Origin of the sequence: Acinetobacter sp. AOR43_HL, assembly GCF_027854635.1 — a bacterium.
Classification (GTDB): Bacteria; Pseudomonadota; Gammaproteobacteria; order Pseudomonadales; family Moraxellaceae; genus Acinetobacter; species Acinetobacter pittii.
This window is the reverse complement of record NZ_JAKTHX010000007.1, coordinates 281,584-302,706: the sequence shown is the minus strand read 5'-3', so window position 1 is coordinate 302,706 and position 21,123 is coordinate 281,584. Positions and strand designations below refer to the sequence as shown.

At 38.5% G+C, this 21,123-nt stretch carries 18 protein-coding genes; 9 read left to right on the top strand and 9 right to left on the bottom strand.

From position 1 onward, the window contains the following. Positions 1–46 precede the first annotated feature (46 nt). Positions 47–2,434: a phosphoenolpyruvate synthase gene (ppsA, locus tag MKL33_RS03905; protein WP_005803576.1), complete on the bottom strand. Its 2,388-nt coding sequence runs from the start codon at positions 2,432–2,434 to the stop codon at positions 47–49. 147 nt (positions 2,435–2,581) lie between these two features. On the opposite strand from ppsA, the gene ppsR reads away from it, so the two are divergent. From ppsR to pgaD, 5 genes are all read left to right on the top strand, one after another. After that, complete coding sequence (ppsR, locus tag MKL33_RS03900; protein ID WP_002119749.1) at positions 2,582–3,418, top strand: posphoenolpyruvate synthetase regulatory kinase/phosphorylase PpsR; 837 nt, start codon at positions 2,582–2,584, stop codon at positions 3,416–3,418. A 388-nt stretch (positions 3,419–3,806) separates the two neighbouring features. Continuing rightward, a complete protein-coding gene (gene pgaA, locus MKL33_RS03895; RefSeq protein ID WP_270906492.1) occupies positions 3,807–6,248 on the top strand; it encodes a poly-beta-1,6 N-acetyl-D-glucosamine export porin PgaA in 2,442 nt (813 codons plus the stop codon). After that, positions 6,248–8,074, top strand: a complete 1,827-nt coding sequence (gene pgaB, locus MKL33_RS03890; protein ID WP_270906491.1) for a poly-beta-1,6-N-acetyl-D-glucosamine N-deacetylase PgaB — start codon at positions 6,248–6,250, stop codon at positions 8,072–8,074. The genes pgaA and pgaB overlap by 1 nt, the downstream gene beginning before the upstream one ends. Then, positions 8,074–9,321: a poly-beta-1,6-N-acetyl-D-glucosamine synthase gene (gene pgaC / locus MKL33_RS03885; protein ID WP_270906490.1), complete on the top strand. Its 1,248-nt coding sequence runs from the start codon at positions 8,074–8,076 to the stop codon at positions 9,319–9,321. Before pgaB ends, pgaC begins: the two co-directional genes overlap by 1 nt. Then, a complete protein-coding gene (pgaD, locus tag MKL33_RS03880; protein ID WP_270906489.1) occupies positions 9,318–9,776 on the top strand; it encodes a poly-beta-1,6-N-acetyl-D-glucosamine biosynthesis protein PgaD in 459 nt (152 codons plus the stop codon). Before pgaC ends, pgaD begins: the two co-directional genes overlap by 4 nt. A 39-nt stretch (positions 9,777–9,815) precedes the next feature. On the opposite strand, the gene MKL33_RS03875 is transcribed toward pgaD, so the two are convergent. The 5 genes from MKL33_RS03875 to MKL33_RS03855 form a co-directional block, all read right to left on the bottom strand. Further along, positions 9,816–10,379, bottom strand: a complete 564-nt coding sequence (locus tag MKL33_RS03875) for a flavoprotein (protein WP_270906488.1) — start codon at positions 10,377–10,379, stop codon at positions 9,816–9,818. Positions 10,380–10,526: 147 nt separating this feature from the next. Further along, on the bottom strand, positions 10,527–11,531 hold the full coding sequence (locus tag MKL33_RS03870; protein ID WP_270906487.1) for an LLM class flavin-dependent oxidoreductase: 1,005 nt from the start codon (positions 11,529–11,531) through the stop codon (positions 10,527–10,529). Positions 11,532–11,664: 133 nt separating this feature from the next. Continuing rightward, positions 11,665–12,171, bottom strand: a complete 507-nt coding sequence (locus tag MKL33_RS03865; protein ID WP_002119687.1) for a hypothetical protein — start codon at positions 12,169–12,171, stop codon at positions 11,665–11,667. Between the two features lie 235 nt (positions 12,172–12,406). Beyond that, entirely contained in the window at positions 12,407–12,826 is a 420-nt protein-coding gene (locus MKL33_RS03860; protein ID WP_270906486.1) for a hypothetical protein, read from the bottom strand. A gap of 192 nt (positions 12,827–13,018) precedes the next feature. Further along, on the bottom strand, positions 13,019–13,921 hold the full coding sequence (locus MKL33_RS03855; RefSeq protein WP_270906485.1) for a LysR family transcriptional regulator: 903 nt from the start codon (positions 13,919–13,921) through the stop codon (positions 13,019–13,021). Positions 13,922–14,040: 119 nt separating this feature from the next. Here MKL33_RS03855 and MKL33_RS03850 point away from each other — a divergent pair, with 119 nt between their 5' ends. The 3 genes from MKL33_RS03850 to prmC all read left to right on the top strand — a co-directional run bounded on the left by MKL33_RS03850 (position 14,041) and on the right by prmC (position 17,075). Continuing rightward, positions 14,041–14,880, top strand: coding sequence for a type 1 glutamine amidotransferase domain-containing protein (locus MKL33_RS03850; protein WP_270906484.1), 840 nt, complete (start codon positions 14,041–14,043; stop codon positions 14,878–14,880). Positions 14,881–15,171: 291 nt separating this feature from the next. Further along, positions 15,172–16,260: a peptide chain release factor 1 gene (gene prfA / locus MKL33_RS03845; RefSeq protein ID WP_004700863.1), complete on the top strand. Its 1,089-nt coding sequence runs from the start codon at positions 15,172–15,174 to the stop codon at positions 16,258–16,260. Next, entirely contained in the window at positions 16,260–17,075 is an 816-nt protein-coding gene (gene prmC / locus MKL33_RS03840; RefSeq protein ID WP_206260216.1) for a peptide chain release factor N(5)-glutamine methyltransferase, read from the top strand. Before prfA ends, prmC begins: the two co-directional genes overlap by 1 nt. A gap of 2 nt (positions 17,076–17,077) precedes the next feature. Here the strand turns inward: prmC and MKL33_RS03835 are convergent, their stop codons facing one another. The 3 genes from MKL33_RS03835 to MKL33_RS03825 form a co-directional block, all read right to left on the bottom strand. Beyond that, positions 17,078–17,917, bottom strand: coding sequence for an ABC transporter permease (locus tag MKL33_RS03835; protein ID WP_270906483.1), 840 nt, complete (start codon positions 17,915–17,917; stop codon positions 17,078–17,080). A 3-nt stretch (positions 17,918–17,920) separates the two neighbouring features. Continuing rightward, on the bottom strand, positions 17,921–18,895 hold the full coding sequence (locus tag MKL33_RS03830) for an aliphatic sulfonate ABC transporter substrate-binding protein (protein ID WP_270906482.1): 975 nt from the start codon (positions 18,893–18,895) through the stop codon (positions 17,921–17,923). Positions 18,896–19,140: 245 nt separating this feature from the next. Continuing rightward, the gene (locus MKL33_RS03825; RefSeq protein WP_270906481.1) at positions 19,141–20,166 is read right to left on the bottom strand and encodes an AraC family transcriptional regulator; all 1,026 of its coding nucleotides are present in this window, start codon (positions 20,164–20,166) and stop codon (positions 19,141–19,143) included. Positions 20,167–20,335: 169 nt separating this feature from the next. Between MKL33_RS03825 and MKL33_RS03820 the strand changes: the two genes are divergently transcribed. Beyond that, positions 20,336–21,106: a 3-hydroxyacyl-CoA dehydrogenase gene (locus MKL33_RS03820; RefSeq protein ID WP_017385444.1), complete on the top strand. Its 771-nt coding sequence runs from the start codon at positions 20,336–20,338 to the stop codon at positions 21,104–21,106. Positions 21,107–21,123: the final 17 nt, after the last annotated feature.

Genomic DNA, 21,123 nt, shown 5'->3' with positions numbered 1-21,123 from the left:
CTAAAGATGAAAAAAGACCCACGGATGGGCCTTTTTTTATAACATATTAGATTTGCTTGATTTTTTCTTCAGCAAGGAAGAACCATGTATCTAAAACTGAGTCTGGGTTAAGAGAGACAGATTCAATACCTTGTTCCATTAACCATTTTGCAAGATCTGGATGGTCTGAAGGCCCCTGACCACAGATACCTACATATTTACCTGCTTTACGGCAGGCATGGATTGCCATTGAAAGAAGAGCTTTAACAGCTGCATCACGTTCATCAAATAAGTGTGAAACAATACCTGAGTCACGGTCAAGGCCTAACGTTAACTGAGTTAAGTCATTAGAACCAATAGAGAAACCATCGAAGTGCTCTAAGAATTGTTCAGCTAACAGAGCGTTAGTTGGTAATTCGCACATCATGATTACTTTTAATCCGTTCTCACCACGTTTTAAGCCATTTTGTGCAAGTAATTCAATAACACGTTTCGCTTCAGATACTGTGCGTACAAAAGGAATCATGATTTGAATATTGGTGAGACCCATTTCATCACGAACTTTCTTAAGTGCGCGACATTCTAATTCGAAACAATCACGGAAGTTATCAGATACATAACGGCTTGCACCACGGAAACCCAGCATCGGGTTTTCTTCTTCAGGCTCGTATAACTTACCACCAATTAAGTTTGCGTATTCGTTTGACTTGAAGTCAGACATACGAACGATAACTGGCTTGTCACCAAATGCAGCAGCAAGAGTCGCAATACCTTCAACCAATTTTTCAACATAGAAATCTACAGGTGAAGCATAACCCGCTGTACGAGTTAAAACCGCAGCACGAGTTTCACGAGGGAGGCTATCAATATTGAGTAGGGCTTTAGGGTGCACACCGATCATACGGTTAATGATGAACTCAAGACGAGCAAGGCCAATACCTTCGTTTGGAATTTGAGCAAAGTCAAATGCACGGTCAGGGTTACCTACGTTCATCATAATTTTAAACGAAAGCTTAGGCATAGATTCGATTGAGTTGCGTTGAACTTCGAAATCTAAAGCACCTTCGTAAATGAAACCTGTATCACCTTCAGCACAAGAAACAGTTACTTCTTGACCATCAGTTAATACTTCTGTTGCGTTACCACAACCTACAATCGCTGGTACACCAAGTTCACGTGCAATAATTGCTGCGTGACATGTACGACCACCACGATTAGTGATAATTGCAGCAGCACGTTTCATTACCGGTTCCCAGTCAGGATCGGTCATATCTGATACAAGAACGTCGCCTTCTTGAACTTTGTCCATTTCTTTTATTGAGTTAACAATACGGACTTTACCAGAACCAATACGTTGACCAATTGAACGACCTTCACAAAGAACAGTACCTCTTTGTTTGAGAAGATAGCGTTCCATAGTGCCTACATTTTGGCGGCTTTTTACAGTTTCAGGACGGGCTTGAACAATATAAATTTGACCGTCATCACCGTCTTTTGCCCATTCGATATCCATTGGAGCACCGTAATGCTGCTCAATGATAAGCGCTTGTTTAGCTAACTCTTGTAACTCATGGTCATTTAAAGCGAATTGTTGACGATCTTGTTTTTCAACATCAACAACAACAACAGATTTACCCGCAGAACCTTCTTCACCATAAATCATTTTTTGGTGTTTAGAGCCAAGGTTACGACGTAAAACAGAATGTCTTCCTGCATTTAATAATGGTTTAGATAAGTAAAACTCATCTGGGTTAACGGCACCTTGTACAACCATTTCACCTAAACCGTAAGAGGCAGTGATAAATACAACATCACGGAAACCAGATTCTGTATCAAGTGTAAACATTACACCCGCAGCGCCGGTTTCAGAACGAACCATACGCTGAACACCCGCTGAAAGTGCAACGATGTCATGATCAAAACCTTGATGCACACGGTAAGAAATTGCACGGTCATTATATAAAGAAGCAAATACTTCTTTAATCGCAATAAGTACGTTATCAATACCGCGAATATTCAAGAAAGTTTCTTGTTGACCCGCGAAAGAAGCATCTGGTAAATCTTCAGCAGTTGCAGATGAACGAACGGCAACCGCGATATCAGGGTTGCCGTTAGAAAGTGCTGTAAAAGCGGCGCGAATTTCTTGTTCTAAGGTTGCAGTGAGTGGAGTCTCTACAATCCATTGACGAATTTTAGCGCCTGTTTCTGCAAGAGCATTTACGTCATCGACGTTGAGTTGAGCAAGTTCTGCTTGAATTCGAGCGTTAAGACCACTTTGGTCTAAGAACTCACGATAGGCAGCAGCAGTAGTTGCAAAGCCACCAGGTACCGATACACCAGCATTTGATAAATGGCTGATCATTTCACCCAAAGATGAGTTTTTCCCACCTACGAGTTCGACATCGTGTTTCCCTAATTTTTCTAGACCGATTACGCGCGCTTCCAAAGTTTTCACTCCACTTTTGCAGTATTAATGTCTATCTTGGCATGAAATTATAAAAATAAAGTGCTTAGTTGAGAATTATACTAAGCGACAGTCATGTAAGATCAGTTTACTATAAAGATTATATAGCACTAAGACAAATGTTTAAGGAGAATTTTAATGTCAGAAAGTAAACAATTTAAGCGGAGTGTTTTTTTTATTTCTGATGGAACTGCAATTACTGCCGAGACTCTTGGACATTCGTTATTAGCACAATTTCCCAATGTAGATTTTGATATTCACATCATGCCGTATATTACAACTGAAGAGGCGGCAATGGATGTGGTGGTTGAGATTAATCGATGCCAAACCAAAGACGGTTGCCTACCTTTAGTATTTGATACTTTAGTCGATCCGCATGTGCGAGAGATTATTAACACGGCTAAAGCGGTTAATCTGGATGTGTTTGAAGGTTTAATTAGTAAACTTGAACAAGAACTTGGAACACCACCAACAACATTGGTCGGGCAGACTCATGCGGTAACCGATTCTGAATATTATAAAGCCCGTATCGATGCGGTTCATTTTGCGCTTGATAATGATGATGGGGCACGTACTCGTCATTACGATAAAGCGGATTTAATCTTAATTGGAGTTTCCCGTTCGGGTAAAACACCGACTTCTATTTACTTATCTCTTCAATTCGGTATTCGCGTTGCAAACTATCCATTAACTGAAGAAGATTTAGATGATAACCGTTTACCAGCAGTATTAAGAGCTCATCGTAGCAAGTTATTTGGTTTGATGATTGATGCTGAGCGTTTGGTCGCAATTCGTAGTGAACGTAAAGCGAATAGCCGTTATGCAAGTTTTAGCCAATGCCAAATGGAGCTAAGAGCAATTGAAGGGATTTATATTTCAGAAGGCATTAAATATTTAAACGTGACCGAAATGTCGATTGAAGAGATTTCAACTCGTATTTTACAAATGACAGGATTAAAACGTCGTATTGGTTAATTTAATCAATTGTTTATTTTAACCATTCAATTTTTGTATATTAATTTATAGATAAGTTGAATGGTTTTTTTAATATATATCACAGACAAAAATTAAAGTTTTATATATAAAACTAAATATTATTAAATAGTTTTTATTGGTTATAAGCCCGTAGTTATTTTGAAACTCATTTGTAAATTTAAATAACACTATTGAAAAGAAGTGTATGTTTTTTATTGTGCTGAAAAATAGTAATTCTTTATTTTTTATAAATATTTTTTAAAAGCATTCATGAAAAATCCACAATTTATAAAATGTTAAATGGATCACACTTTTTTGGTATTGTGTGATTGGTTTTTGATTTTAATTATAATTTCCCACCTCGATATGGGACTATCCGATTATCAAAATGCTAAAAAAATGTGTTTTTTCATTGGTATATATCTTGCCTCTTAATTTATATGCTGCTCAAGTAGATAAATTGCGAGAGCAAGCTATTCACACTTATAAAGCTGGACAAACTCAACAAGCAATATTGCAACTAGATCAATTGCTAAATAAATACCCGCATGACCAAAAATTACTAGCTGATTATTTAGTTGTCATGTCAAGTGAAAAAAGAGATTTATTAACCTTTTCTTCTCAGTATTTAGCAAATGTTAATTATGTGACTTTTCCAGAATATGGGCAACTACCATTAATACGTAATTTTCGTGATTTTAAACACTTTAAAGATGCAATTGAGTGGTCGAATAAATTTAATATTCAAAAGACATCTGATGGGCAGATTTTATTAGCGGTTCTATATGCTGAGGCTAAAGACCCTGTAAATGCTAAGGTGCATTTATCAGGTATTAAGAGTAAAAATCTTACAGCTGATCAATTTGTTCAAATTGCTTATGCATATCGACTTATTAATTCACCTGTAGATGCTTTATCTGCAATCGAGCAAGCTTATCAACAACAACCAAAATCTTTTGCGGTTTTGCAAGAATATAGTTATGACTTGGCGGCTATAGGCGCTTATAAAAAAGCTCAGCAGTTGCTGCTTGCCAGCGATAAAAATGCGCAAACAGAATCGTTACAACACTGGTTAAAAGTCAGCGAGTTTTCTCAACGTGTAAATAATGCAATTACTCGCTATAAATATTTGAATCGGGAAGGCATGTCGGACAGTGAAGGTTTTGCTGAGCTTGATGCCGTGTTGAAACAAGGTGAGCAAATACAGCCTTTGATTCAACCGTCAGACCCTAATTATTTAAGATTTCATTATGACTATTTATATGCGTTGGACTTTCGTGGGCATAGCCGTACGGTATTAGATGAATTTACTAAATTAAATGTACCGTTAGAAAAGCTACCGGCTTATGTTCGTCATGCGATTGCTGATAGTTATTTAGCTGAAAGACAACCCAAGCAGGCTGAACTCGCTTTTAAAACCTTACTTACCGAAAAAAACTACTCAGATATGACGGTATATACGGGGCTTTATTATTCTTATATTGAACAAGAAAAATATAAACAAGCTGAACAACTTTTGAATGAAGTTGATCGATTGATTCCTACATATAAATATAGTCAAGCCAAAGGGGTGGATAAATCAAGCCATCCTGATCGTGATGATTATATCGCTTTACAAGGCATGCATTTAGCTTACGCCAATCATTTGGATCAATCAGAAAAGCATTTTCAAAAACAAGTAGATCTTGCACCTGCTAATGAAGGTTTAATTAACAACCTTGCTCGTGTTGAGCGCTGGAGAGATAAACCTTTACAGGCAAAGCAAACAATTGCTCGTTTAAATGGTTTAACGCCAGTTGCTAAAGATACGCGTATTAACCAAATGCAAAATGCTCAGGCTTTAGGGAATATTCCTGAGTGGCGCAAAAGCACAGAAAGTCTTTTGCAATATTATCCTGAAGATAGTGGCGTAGTTAAAAGTCGAAAAGAGTTGGATGATCGTGATAGAGCAACCATCTCGCATTCTACAACTTGGGGCCAGAGTAAAGCAGAAAATAGCGATTCTGTGAGTGGGCAAAATGGCTTAAAAGATCGAGAAATGGAAACTCGTGTTAATAGCCCTTGGATTAAAGATAATTATCGTCTATTTGCTTGGCATCAAGATCGTTACGGTGAATACCGTTTTGGTGATGTGCATGACCAACGTTATGGTGTTGGTGCTGAGTGGCAAGCAAATCGTAAGGCATTGTCGGCAATTTTGTCGCAAAGTACAGATGGTGGCCAAGCAGGTATTCGTCTGGATTGGTCGCAATGGTTAAACGACCACTGGCAATATCAATTGCAATATGACAGTCAGGCTAATATTCCATTACAAGCAATTGATGCTGGTGAGGATGGACAAGCTTACCGTGCTGCTTTGACATGGCAAAAAGATGAGTCACGCCAAATTGGGGCGAGTTATGGCTTAACCGATATAAGTGACGGTAATAAACAACAAGAATTTTCTACTTTTTGGCGTGAGCGATTATTTGATGCGCCTCACCATATTACTTACGGAACCGTTCGTGGATTTTATGGCAGCAATAGCCAAGATCAGACTGCTTACTTTAGCCCAAGCAATCATTACAGTGCTGAGTTGAATTTAAGCCATGACTGGGTCACTTGGCGAGAGTACGAACGCTCATTTAAACAACATTTTGAAGCTGGAGTAGGGCTTTATAAACAAGCAGGTTACTCCGCTCGACCAACATATTCTTTGCAATATCAACATCAATGGCAGCTCTCACGGACTTGGCAACTTAATTATGGAATTGGTTGGCAATACCATCCATATGATGGTCATGATGAACAACATACCTACGGTATTTTCGGATTTGAAGGGCGTTTTTAATGAATAATATGATGTCAAAAATGTTGAGCTGTGTGTTTGCCTTAACATTATTACCCGTACAATTTGCCTATGCCCGCATTGAGACTGAATTACCAAAAAATCATACGGTTTCTTTAACTTTTCATGATGTACGAGATGACGTACTCAAGGAAGGTGATCGTGATATTTATGCGATTCAGACCAATAATCTGGCGCAGTTTCTCGATTGGCTTAGTCAGTCGGACTGGAAACCGATTCGTCTAAAAGATATTGAAGAGGCGCGTAAGCAAGGTAAGGAATTACCTCATAACTCTATTCTACTCACCTTTGATGATGGTGCTTTAAGTAGTTATAGCCGAGTATTTCCTTTGCTGAAGCAATATCAGATTCCAGCAGTTTTTGCACTTCCAACCAGTTGGTTAAATGGTAATACAAAAGCGGGTTATGAAGCCTATGGTCAAGGTAATTTGGTGAACTGGGCTCAAGTTCGTGAAATGCAAGCATCTGGGTTAGCCGAGTTTGCAAGCCATAGCGATGATTTACATCATGGGGTATTAGCCAATCCTCAAGGTAATGAGCAACCTGCTGCAACTTCTTATGCCTATTTAAAATCGCAATCACGTTATGAAACCGATGCGGAATATCAACAACGTATTTTGCAGGATTTAAAAAAATCTTATGCAGTTTTGAAAAAAGAAGTAGGGGTTAACCCTAAAGCAATTATTTGGCCTTATGGCGCCGTGAATGAACAGTTAGAGAAGCTAGCACAACAGGCAGGTTTCCAGTTTTCATTCAGTTTGGGACGTGATGGTATGAATCGCGTGAGTGACTCAACTTTTAAGCGTAGTTTAGTCATTGATAACCCTACAGCCGAACAACTGACAGAAGGCATGTTAAATATTCTGAATTTCGAAGAGTCAGATTTATTTAAGCAATCGCGTCATTTTGTGAGTATGGATTTAAAGCATTTGGCAGCGCACCACAATACCCAAACTGATGAAAAACTTGGGCAGTTATTATCAAAACTGTATAGCTTAAAAAACAACGCTTTAATCTTAAAGCCTTTAGAAGACAAAGATGGAGATGGGCAATATGATGTCGCTTATTTCCCTACAAATAAAATATCTGTTCAACAAGATATTCTAAATCGTAGTTTATGGCAGGCTCAAACTCGTGCTGGTCAATCTGTAATATTAGAGTTGCCTGCTTATCCGCAAAAAGATAAACCATTTTTAGCTGTAGATTTGGCTAAAGATATTGCACGTTTCAATAGTAATTTAAGCGGTGTTCAGCTTAATGCAGGATCATCTTTAAATTGCGCAATGCAAAAAATAACCGTGCAAGAAAGCAGTTGCATTGAACAATCAAAACAGCTCGAACAACTGAGTCAACTGACTAAAAAAGCGGTCAAACCTTATTTAAATATGAGTAATCAGGCGCAGTTTAGTTTATTGCTTACACCTGATTTAGAACATATCGAAAATCTACCTGAGCTTATAAAAACACTTTTAATGCAACATGATTTAGTCAATTTGAAGTTTGATGTGATTGGTAAGAAAAAACAATTTAATCAGTTGTTAATACTTTTAAATACACTTGATGATAATGATAAGCAACGAATAATGCTGACTTTAGAATTACCAGAAAACTCGCAAAAAAATGCTTGGGAAGAGGTTCAGCAAGGACTCTTTTCTATTCAGCGAGTAGGAATCCAGAAATTCGGTATTGATGGCTATAATTTTGAAAAATCAAAAGATGTTCATCAATATTTATATAATCCGCTTAGTCTGAATGCTAGCCCTGTGATGTATCAGCCTTTTGCAGGATTGGTAGAGGGGAAAAAGTAATGAGAGTATTACTCGATATTCTGTTTGCTTTTGCCTTTTTATATCCCTTACTGATGGCATGGACATGGATGGTAGGTGGACTTTGGTTTTTCTTTAAAAGAGAATACCATGAACAAGCACTTCCTGAACCCACAAATGAAGGGTGCAGTATCATCATTCCGTGTTTTAACGAAGAAGCTCAGGTTCGTCAAACAATTCGTTATGCGCTACAAACCAAATATCCTAATTTTGAAGTCATTGCTGTTAATGACGGAAGTAGTGATAGGACCGCCGAAATTCTAGATGAATTGTCAACGCAAGATTCACGTCTTCGGGTTGTACACTTAGCAGAAAATCAGGGTAAGGCTGTAGCTTTAAGATCGGGAGTACTGGTTAGTAAATACGAATATCTTGTTTGTATCGATGGAGATGCGTTGTTGCATCCGCATGCGGTACTTTGGTTAATGCAACCATTTATTAACTTCCCGCGAATTGGTGCTGTAACTGGTAATCCACGAATTTTAAACCGATCTAGTATTTTAGGAAAATTACAAGTTGGTGAGTTTTCTTCGATTATTGGTTTGATTAAACGTGCACAACGTACATATGGTCGTATTTTTACCGTATCTGGTGTGATTGCAGCATTTCGTAAAACTGCACTCGCTCGAGTCGGGTTTTGGTCAGACGATAAAATTACCGAAGATATTGATATTTCATGGAAGTTACAGCTCGACCATTGGGATATTCAGTATATTCCGCAAGCGCTTTGCTATATCTATATGCCTGAGACATTTAAAGGTCTATGGAAGCAACGTCTTCGTTGGGCACAAGGTGGGGTAGAGGTTCTTATAGAATATATTCCACAAATGTTCAAACTGCGTGTTCGCAGAATGTGGCCAGTCATGATTGAAGCGCTAGTCAGTATTATCTGGTCTTATGTCATGATTATGATCTTCACACTATTTTTTGTTGGATTATTTGTTGAGCTGCCTCAGCAATGGCAGATCAAAACGCTTATGCCACAGTGGTACGGTGTAATACTAGGCGGAACATGTTTAATCCAGTTTTTAGTGAGTTTGTGGATTGACCAACGCTATGACCGTGGGCGTTTCTTTAGAAATTACTTTTGGGTCATTTGGTATCCGTTATTTTTCTGGTTACTGACATTGTTTACAAGCGTCGTGGCGGTACCAAAAACTTTATTTAACACAAAAAAACGTGCCCGTTGGGTAAGTCCAGATCGAGGCTTCCGTGGAGATAACCCATGAAACTTGAGAAAAATAAGGATATAGAGACTTTAGATATCCCTGAATATATTGATCAGCCGGAATATGTCAAAAATAAAACAGCAAACTATACATTACAAACCATTGGTTGGATTTGTTTAATGTGGTTGCTATTTCCGTTGGTTTCACTATTTTTATGGGTTTTTGAAGGTCACTTAATTTATGATTACGTCTGGGTAGACCACTTATCAGAAGTTAAGACCTTATTACATTTAGCATTAATGATCGGAATTAGCGCGCTTATTTTAATTTTATGGGCAAGTTATAACTGGATTAGGTTTAGTGGTGAGGACCGACGTGCTAAGGCACCTAATAGTTCTGTAGAATTATTAGCGGCCCAATTTTCAGTTACTTCCGACATGCTAAATGATTTGCAAGAAAAACAGCGCATCATTTTGCATTACGATGATCATGGTAATTTGCAAAAATATGAGTAAATAAAAAAGCATGGCCTAAAACCATGCTTTTTTTTACTTTTATGGCATTGCTCTGATAATAATATCAACGGGTTGTTCTATACCATCCATACTGTGAATAGATCTATTGGTAATTTTAACAATTGGCCATGTTTGCAATTTACAGTTGGATTTCTGAAGTGCTGCATAATAACTGTCGGATTTAAAAAATACTTTTTTGGTGGTTGCAGTATTGGGAGTCAAAAGACGCTTAAGCCATGGTTCGTTTACTTGGGTTTCTAGAAAACGTAATGCCAGAATGCTTTTAACACGATTGTTAAATAACCTGCGGTTTTTGATAATAAGTGGGTGGGTAATTAACTTATGCGTACCCATCTGACTATGGGGCAAAATAAAATGAGGAGTGATTTGGAAGACAGTCACAAATTTTGCTTGCTGACAGATTTTTTCAAGATGAGTCACGCTATCTTGATTTGTACCAATAATCGCGACAGATGAATGTGAAAAGTCAAACTCTTTAATTGATGTTGAGGAAATCACTTGACCAGTAAAATCTTCGAAATCTTGAGAGATATTCTGAAAAATTACTGATTTTGAAGTGTTATTTTTAATATTAATACTCATTTTCCAAAAGTCCTTTTGGTTTTTAAATCATGATGTTTTTATCGTTTTAATATAAATAACCAAGCAGGAAGTTGGGGTAAAGTCTTTTCAGATAGATGGTCATCCCATACTCGAAATCAATTCAAGTATGGGAGCTTGAAGTAGAGTTTAATGTTCTGTTTTTACATTCATAAGTTGTGTAAAACTTTCTAAACGCTTAACTGTATCGTATACATCACATGTAAAAATAAATTCATCAACATCATACGTCGCTAATAACTTTTGTAAGCCAGAGCGAACCGTATCTACAGAACCAATTTGCGCCATTGCATAGAAGTTTTCGACAGAAAGTTGTTCTGCTGTATTCCATAATCCCTGCATTGATTCAACCGGTGGTTTCAGCTTCAAGCTTTCACCACGGATTAAACCTAATACACGTTGGTAAGCACTAGTTGCTAAAAATTGTGCTTCTTCATCTGTATCTGCAACAACAACAGGCACACCCATTGAAACATACGGCTTATCTAGGTACTCAGAAGGTTCAAAGTTCTCTCGATAGAGTTGAATCGCTTGACCTAACATACGTGGTGCAAAATGTGATGCAAATGAGTAGGGAAGTCCAAGCTTTGCCGCGAGTTGTGCACTAAATAGGCTAGATCCAAGTAACCAAACAGGAACATGGGTGCTTTGCCCTGGTGTTGCAATAATTTTTTGTCCTGCTTGAGGTACATCGAAATATTTTAGGATTTCGACAACATCTCTTGGAAACTGATCTTCTGTTTCTTGATGGCCACGACGTAAAGCTCGCATGGTGAGTTGATCTGTACCGGGAGCACGGCCTAAACCAAGTTCAATACGATTTGGATATAAAGTAGCAAGCGTCCCGAACTGTTCTGCGACAACTAAAGGGGCATGGTTAGGAAGCATAATTCCGCCTGAACCTAAGCGAATATGCTGTGTATGTGCTGCAATAAAACCGAGTAAGACAGCCGTAGCTGAACTTGCGATTCCATCCATGTTGTGATGTTCAGCAAGCCAGAAACGTTCATAACCTAGTTTTTCTGCATGTTGTGCCAATTCTAATGCGTGACGTAATGAGAATTCGATGGTTTTATCATTACGAATAGGAGCAAGTTCCAAAATGGAGAACTTGGTATCTTGAAGTGATCGCATGCGATATTCTCGAATAAGGATATATCGAAATAATACGATATATAGGGTGTGATGTATATCGTTTTTTTTCGATATTAATTTTTAGCTATAAATAAAAAAGCACCCGAAGGTGCTCTTTTGATTTATCTGTGAATTAGCGGTTTTTATACCAACCACGGTGTAAGCCATTGTCATGGCGACGGCTACCACCTTTATAATAACGACGGTCACCATCGTAATATCTGCGGTCATCACGATCGTAACGATCACGGTCATAACGGTCATCGTAGTTACGATCTTCAGCAACTTTACGACCTAATGCAGAACCACCAGCTGCACCTACTGCTGCACCGATGTATCCACCGTTGGTACCGCCCATATTTTTGCCGACTGTATAACCAGCACCACCACCTAAAGCACCACCAATTGCAGCTTCTGTACGATTACGACGATCACTTGCTGCAGCTGCGCCACCAGCACCACCTAAAGCAGCACCGATTGTTGCACCTGAGGTACCACCAATACTTTTACCAATCGCAGTACCCACTACACTACCTAAAGCAGAGGTTGCAGCAACACGTGTGCCATTGTCAGCATGTGCAACTGTTACCATTGAAGATGTTGCAATTAATGCACTAGCCAACCAAATATTCATTTTCATCGTAGAACTCCATGTCCTTTTTACTGGAAGGACAGTTATCTTTATCTTGGGGTAAATGTAATAAAAAATTTCGTGATAATTATGGAGAACCCCAAGGGTGATACAAGTGTTTTGTGTCTGTTTGTAGTGTTTGTATTAATTTGTGGATAAATCATGAGCATACGAAATATGAGTGTATAACTTCATCACAATAAAAAAGCACCCGAAGGTGCTTAAAATTGTTTCATCAGCTTAATTAGTGATGACGACGGTGTTTTTTCTTCCAGTGCTTAGAAGATCTGTCTGCATCACGGTCTTTAGAGATTTTATTACCCAAAGCAGAACCACCCGCAGCACCTAAAGCAGCGCCTACATAACCACCATTTATACCGCCCATGCTTTTACCAACCGTATAACCAGCACCACCACCTAAAGCACCGCCAATCGCAGATTCAGTACGGTTACGACGATCGCTTGCAACAGCTGCACCACCAGCACCTCCTAAAGCAGCACCAATTGTTGCGCCAGATGTACCGCCCATGCTTTTACCAATTGCAGTACCTGCTACGCTACCTAAAGCAGAAGCGGCTGCTACATGTGTTGTATTGTCAGCATGTGCCACAGTAACCATTGAAGTTGCGAGAACAGCGCTACATAACCAAGCATTTAATTTCATTTTTGACTCCGTGTCCCTAGTTGCAGGACCCTATATCTTTTGTTACGGCAAATGTAACAAAACACTTCTCCTCAAATATGGAGAACCATCTTTTGATTATTGCAGTTTAGTGTCTGGTTTGTATGTTTTCTATTAAAATAGAATATTTAATACTCATATAGATAAATTAAGCTTTATTTAGTTTTAACGGGGTTACTCATGATCAGAACATAGAAAATTTATTAAAGCTCTTGTCGCAGACGACATATGTTTATGTTGTGCGTACAGTAAAGAAAAGGGCCGTGTGTGACCTGCATAACCCTCAAGTACGGGCTGCAATTTTCCTTGCAGGATCTTTTCATTAACAATAAAGCTATAACTCTGACATATTCCTAATCCACTTTCAGCAAGAGAAACTACTCCCAAAATATCTTCTTTTACTAAAATCCGATTTGATGGTATCCATTGAATTTCATTATCACCATTTTTAAAAAACCATGGAGTGACCTTACCTGTGCTCGGTAATTCAAAGGCAATACATTGGTGATGGTTTAAGTCTTCCAAGATTTGAGGAACACCCATACGTTTTAAATATTCGGGTGAAGCAACAAGTTGAAGAGGGGCAAGCTCCAAAGGTCTGGCAATGAGAGTGCTACTAGGAAGCTGACCTTGACGAATAGCTAAATCAAATCCTTCCGCAATTAAATCGACGTTTCGATTAGAAATACTGACTTCTATTTGAATATCTGGATATTGCAAAAGAAATTTTTGTAGTAATTCTGGAAGGCGATAGTGTCCATAGGTGGTGGGTACGCTTAATTTAATTTTGCCGGAAATTTGCAGTTGCTTACCTTGAATAGCACGCTCTGCATGGTCAATTAGCTGAAATGCATGTTGCATCTTTTCATAATAAAGTTGACCAGCTTCAGTCAGGCTCAAATGACGAGTTGTTCTTCTAAAAAACTGAATGCCAAGTTTTTTCTCTAGCCGCGTAATTGTTCTACTAATGACTGAAGGAGTTGTTGCTAAATAAATTGCAGCTGCACTAATAGAAAGCTTCTCAGCCACAATTAAAAACACTTCAATATCGGCAAGATGGTCAAATTGGCGAGACATTTTGTCCTCAAACGCAAAAAAGATTTGTGAAATGAGTTGTTTTTCTACCTCTGGGGTAAAAATAGAATATATCTATCCAAAATATAAATCCAGCAAATGGTTGGAATGAAGGTCGAATAATGAAGAAGTTAAATCAAATAATGTTTGCAATGATTGCAGCTTCGGCAGCATTAAGTGCAAATGCCGCTCATGTATTGGTTGTATTGTCTGATGAAGGACAGTTAGAGCTAAAGAATAAGCAGGTTTTTAAAACGGGTTTTTATCTTAATGAGTTGATGCAGCCTACAAAAATGCTTTTAGATGCAGGTCATACAGTAACTTTTGCTACTCCAAAAGGTAAAGCTCCAACATTAGATGAATCATCAAATAATGCGATGTATTTTAACCAAGATGAAAAAGCATTAAAGCAATATGCTGGTTTATTGCATGATCTAAAATTAACATCTGCTCAAGATTCTCCAGTTGTGAGCCTATCTCGTATTGAGCAAATTGGCGTAGACCAGTTCGATGCTATTTATATTCCAGGTGGGCATGCGCCTATGCAAGATCTATTAAAAGATAAACAACTTGGAAAAGTACTTACTGCTTTCCATAAAGCTGGTAAACCTACTGCGTTGGTCTGTCATGGTCCAATTGCATTAATGTCTACTTTACCTAATGCTTCGGAAGCTATTAATCAACTTGAACAAGGCAAGCCAGTAAAAACCGGTTCATGGATATATAAAAATTATCGAATGACGGTGATTAGTAATCAGGAAGAAGAACAGGCTAAAGCTTTATTAAAAGGAGGAGAAATGAAGTTTTATCCTCAAACTGCATTACAGTCACTTGGAGGTAAGTATCAAAGTAATACCACTGCATGGACTCCAAACGTAGTAGTGGACCGTGAACTTATTACAGGGCAAAATCCAGCGTCGGCTATTTTGGTGGGCAAAACATTATTAGAAAAATTAAAATAACTAGGCTGAGCAAAGAGGTTTTTAAACAAAGCCTCTATTGTCCTATAGAGTAAAAAAGATGACTTATTATTTTCTACAGAACAGCCAAATTATAGGCAAGTAAATAAATCTTATTCGAAATCATTATATTTATACGCCTCTAGTTATTGGGAAAGTTGATGAATTGGCTGATTATATATGTCATTTAAGCAGCATAATCTGTAAACTATGCGCTATTTTTACGATTTTGCTTATCTTCTATACTTACATAGCGTTCGATAAGCTTTTTGGACTTTTGAGATATTTCCTCTTATGAAAGCGTCACTCCGTTTACGACTTGATCAACTCTGTGATCGACATGAAGAACTTACTGCATTGCTTGCAGATGCTGAAGTGATCTCCGATAACAAACGTTTCCGTAAATTGTCTCGTGAACATAGTGATTTATCTGAAATTACCGAAGTTTGGGGCAAATACCGTCAAGCAGAAGAAGATATTGAAACTGCTGAAATGATGAAGTCGGACCCAGACTTTAAAGATATGGCAGAAGAAGAAATTCAAGCGAATAAAGCATTGCTTGAAGAACTAGAAAGCCAGCTCAATATCTTGATGATTCCAAAAGATCCAAATGACTCTAATGCGGCTTATTTAGAAATCCGTGCTGGAACAGGTGGTGATGAGGCTGCAATTTTCTCTGGTGATTTGTTCCGTATGTACAGCAAATATGCCGAGACACAAGGTTGGCGTATTGAAGTCCTTTCTGAAAATGAAGGCGAACATGGTGGCTTTAAAGAAGTCATTTGCCGTGTAGATGGTGATGGCGTGTATGGCCGCTTGAAGTTTGAAAGTGGTGCGCATCGTGTGCAACGTGTTCCAGCGACTGAGTCACAAGGTCGTGTACATACTTCAGCTTGTACAGTTGCGATCTTGCCTGAAATTGATGTTGATACCAACGTTGAAATTAATCCGGCAGATTTACGTATCGATACTTACCGTGCATCAGGTGCGGGTGGTCAGCACATTAACAAAACCGATTCAGCGGTGCGTATTACTCACATTCCAACCGGTACAGTAGTTGAGTGTCAAGAAGAGCGTTCACAGCATAAAAACAAAGCTAAGGCGATGGCATTGTTAGTATCGCGTTTAGAAAATGCTAAACGTGCAGCAGCAGATGCAGCAACTTCAGAAATGCGCCGTGATTTGGTTGGTTCTGGTGACCGTTCTGAACGTATCCGTACTTATAACTACCCACAAGGTCGTATGACGGACCATCGTATTAACCTAACTTTATATAAGTTAGACGCGATTATGGAAGGTGATTTAACTGAATTGCTCGATAGCTTACATCGTGAATATCAGGCAGATCAGCTTGCGATGCTTGCACAGGAAAATGGCGGCTAATGAATATTGCTCAAGCGCTTGCAATTCGTGGTGAGTCTGACAGTTATGAACGGCAAGAAAATGCTTGGTTACTTGAGCATTTTCTAAAAATCAATTCGCTTGAATTAAAGTTTAGACTTGAGCAAGAGTTAACTGCCCAACAAGAGCAAGATTACTTGACTGGTCTAGAACGTATCCAAAATGGTGAGCCTTTAGCTTATGTGACGGGTTCACAGCCATTTTGGACACTCGATTTAAAAGTAACGTCTGATACTTTAGTGCCACGACCTGATACTGAAATTCTAGTTGAAACCGTTTTAAATCTAAATTTGCCAAATACTGCAAATATTGTTGATTTGGGAACGGGAACAGGTGCAATTGCGCTTGCATTAGCAAGTGAACGTCCAGATTGGCAAGTCACGGCAACTGATATTTATGCGCCTACTTTAGAAGTCGCAAAAATAAATGCACAAGTTCATAATTTGCAACGTGTGAAATTTGCCTGCGGCGCTTGGTTTGACGCACTTGAACCACAAAAGTTTGATTTAATTGTTTCTAATCCGCCGTACATTGACCCTGACGATGAACACATGCAAGCTTTGGCTACAGAACCACGCCGTGCATTGGTTGCAGATCATCAGGGACTGGCTGATATTGAAATTATTATTGCTCAAGGCAAAAACTGGTTAAAACTGCAAGGCTGGATTGCACTAGAGCATGGTTATGATCAGGGACAAGCTGTTCGAGATATTTTCACAGAGCATGGTTTTAGCCAAATTAAAACCATTCAAGACTATGGCCAAAATGATCGAGTCACTTTGGCATGCTGGATTTAAAATTACTTTTGTAGTGTATCCCGCCAACGTAATAACCAGTTTTCAATAAGTTTCATTAAGGTATCGGTTATTTTACCCAATAGGGCTAATAAAATAATTGCAATGATAACAATATCTGGTCGAGACGTTTCTCGGCCATCACTGAGTAAATAGCCAATCCCTTGAGTAGCTGCAATCAGTTCAGCTGCAATCATGAACATCCAAGATAAGCTTAAGCTGTTGCGTAAACCGGTTAAAATGCCCGGAGAGGCTGCTGGTAAAATAATAGATATAATCCGCTGAAAAGCATTAAGCCGATAAACTTTTCCAACTTCAATGAGCTTTCTATCTACATTATGGATTGCTGCAACTGTATTGGTATAGGTTGGAAAAAATGCTCCAATTGCAATCAATGTAATTTTTGAACCTTCGTCAATTCCTAACCAAAGTAATAACAATGGAATCCACGCAAGACTCGGGATCGACTTAATTGCTGAAAAGGTCGGTTCTAAATAAGCTTCTGCTTCTTTACTTAATCCCACCCAAATCGCAAAAATTAAACCTAAACCACTCCCTATAATAAAACCCAATAGAACACGCCACGTACTAATATAAATATGGGAAAATAGGTCGCTATGAGCTAAATCTAAAAAAGATTGCCATAAACTAGTCGGTGCAGGGAGTAGATAAGCATCGATATAGCCATTTTTGACTAAAAACTCACAAGCCGCTAAAAAGATGAGGGGAATGAGTAGCGCTTTAAACCACCGTGTAAATTTGTTGTTTAAATGCTTTTTCTGCGATTTTAAAGCCTGCTGAGCTAAGAAATGATTTAGCTCAGCTTTGTTAAGTGAATCACTCATATACTATTTCACGACTTTTTGAGCAAAACGTGGGTCTAACAACTGATCAACCACTTGATTGACGTTGGTACCTTTTCTAACCAAATCTTCTTCAGTCAAAATTTTCCCAGAACGTTTTAGCGCTTGTGCTTGAGTTGCTGATGGAATGCTTTGTTCGAAGTTAGTTCGGCTCAGTTGTAGTTTAGCCACAGGTAGAGGGAGTTTTGATTCTTGAGCTAAAAGTGCTGCCACTTTATCTGGATTGGCTTTTGCCCATTTTCGGGCTTGTTCGTAGGCTTTAATAACGGCTTCTACCGCTTCAGGGCTTTGCTTTGCAAAATCTTCTTTAACGCTCAGTACACTATAGCTATTAAACCCAACATTACGATAAAGCAATTTGGCACCCGATTGAATTTGAGCAGAAGCCATTAATGGATCAAGTCCAGCCCAAGCATCTACTTGGCTACGCTCTAATGCAGTCTTGCCGTCTGGATGTTGTAGATGAACCAGTTGTACATCACGTTTACTCAAACCGACTGTATCTAGTGCTTGTAGTGTAAATAAGAAAGGATCGGTTCCTTTGGTAGCTGCAATTTTTTTACCTTTTAAATCTTTTAGGCTTTTAATTGGTGAATTTTTTGCGATAACAAGCGCGGTCCATTCCGGTTGGCTTTGTACATACACAGTTTTAATTGGACTACCATTCGCTCGACTTAATACAGCAGCCAATCCAGCGGTAGAAGCAAAATCGATGCTATTACTGTTGAGATATTCTAATGAGCGGTTACTACCTTGACTGAAAACCCATTTAATTTGAGTATTTGGTAGAGCTTTCTCGAGAAGTTTTTGATCTTTAACGACTAAACTAGTTGGTGCATAGTAAGCATAATCAAGCTTAAGCGTAGTCGGAATTGCTGCAAAAGCAGATGAAGCAAATACAAACCCCAATGTTGATGCCAACAAAGTCTTTGGTAGAGAAAATTTTGATTTTAAAGACATGATAAAAATAAAACCGAAATGAAATAGGAGATCATCCTTTCACGTGTTTAGAGGCTTATAAACTTAGTTATTTTGATTTATAAATCAGTTTGAAAGATAAAAGTTTAAATAAAATGATAAATCACTGTTTTTATGACCATTATTAAATTTTAAATAATGCGTTTATCTGAAATATTGAATTTAAAAGACATAAATATCATAAGCTTAAACCCTAATACCTTACGCTTCATTGAGTGTGGATTTTATTACTTGTGTGCAGTTAAATTATCTCGATACGCACCTGGGCTGACACCTGTCCATTTTTTAAAAGCACGGTGAAATGCACTTGGGTCATGGAAGCTTAAATCTTCACTAATATCTTGAATTGAGTCATTCGTTTTGCTTAAGCGTTGAACAGCAATATCACAGCGGATTTCATTTTTAATTTGTTGATAGCTTACACCTTCATGTTTCAGTCTACGTTGAACGGTGGCTTCTGAAATATTGAGTTGGTGAGCTACATCTTTAAGTTCGGGCCATTGTGCAGGGTGGAGTTTCAATAAATGGCGACGAATAAGTACACTCAGGGCATTTTCATTTTTAAAGCGAACTAAAAGATTTTGCGGAGTTTGCTCTAAAAAATCATAAAGCGCTTTTTTATCTTTTTTAATTTTAATATCTAAATAGTGGGCATCGAACTCAACTCGATTTACTTCAGCATTAAATTGAATATCTTCACCAAAACGAACTAAATAGTCCTGAATATCGTTCGGTTTAGGACAACGTACCATAATAGTATTTAAACCAATTCGCTGGTCTACCAACCAACACATAAGTCCGTGTACTAATATTAAAAAGGTTGCGTAGGTAAACATGCGTTTAGGTTGTGTACGATCATGAATCACTAAATAAGCTTTGTCTTGCTCTCGAATGAGTTCTCCATGCATGTCATCTAGAACAAAGTTAAAAAACTTCAAAATATCGTAGAGTGCTTTTTCTAAAGTTTCAGCCGTACTGACGAGTTTAGTCAGTAATTTATAGCTTCCACGACGCATGGGGTGGCTATCCATCCCAAAAAACTCATCGTTCATGGCATTGGCAAGCTCTATCCACAATTGGGCATAGGTTGTAACAGGCACACGTGCCTTTGGCGACATCAGTAATTCAGCGGGGATGCCTGCTTTATTTAGAATTATTTGTGTATTTAGGCCTTTGGCATAAGCCGCACTCAGTGCTTCATGTACTAGTGCAATCGAAATTGTGCCTTTACTTAAAGAAGATTGGACAACCATGTCAAAGACTCATATTTTCTTCATATATTTCAAGTGAAATACTGCATATTTAAAATTTGGATTGATCAAAAGCTGCAAACATTTTGAGGCTTTTTGAAATTGTATCGGAAAACAACAACTTTTACTCTCACTACTAAGTTTAAAGAACATTTCTATAGGACATTACACAATGAAAATTCAAGGGAAACATTTCGTAATTACAGGTGGTGGGTCTGGTTTAGGTGCTGCAACAGCTGAGTATTTAGTCCAGCAAGGTGCTTCAGTTACCTTGGTAGACATGAATACAGAAGCAGGCGAGCAACAAGCAAAACAGTTGGGGCCAAAAGCTGACTTTGTAAAACTTGATGTGACCGATGAAGCTGCTGCTGAACAGTTCTTTAAAGATGTGTTGACAAAACATGGTCATTTGCATGGTTTGGTGAACTGTGCCGGTATTGGCCCTTCTGCGAAAGTGGTTGGCCGTGAGGGCGTTCATGACTTGGGATTATTTGCAAAGACTTTAAATATTAATGTTACAGGTACATTTAACATGCTGCGTTTTGCAGCAGATGCAATGAGTAAAAACACGGTTGAAGAAGGTGAAGAAGATCGTGGTGTAATTGTTAACACTGCTTCTGTTGCCGCATTTGATGGTCAAATTGGTCAGGCTGCGTATTCTGCATCAAAAGGCGCTATTGTTGCGATGACATTGCCGATTGCTCGTGAGCTTGCGCGACATGCTATTCGTATTATGACCATTGCACCGGGAATTATGGAAACCCCAATGCTTAAGGGTATGCCACAAAATGTACAAGATGCTTTGGGGCAAATGGTGCCGTACCCATCTCGTTTAGGAAAACCAGAAGAGTTTGCTCGTTTGGTGGCACATATTGCTGAAAACTCTTACTTAAATGGTGAAGTCATCCGTCTAGATGGTGCAATTCGTATGGCAGCAAAATAATAAAAATAAGGATGCTG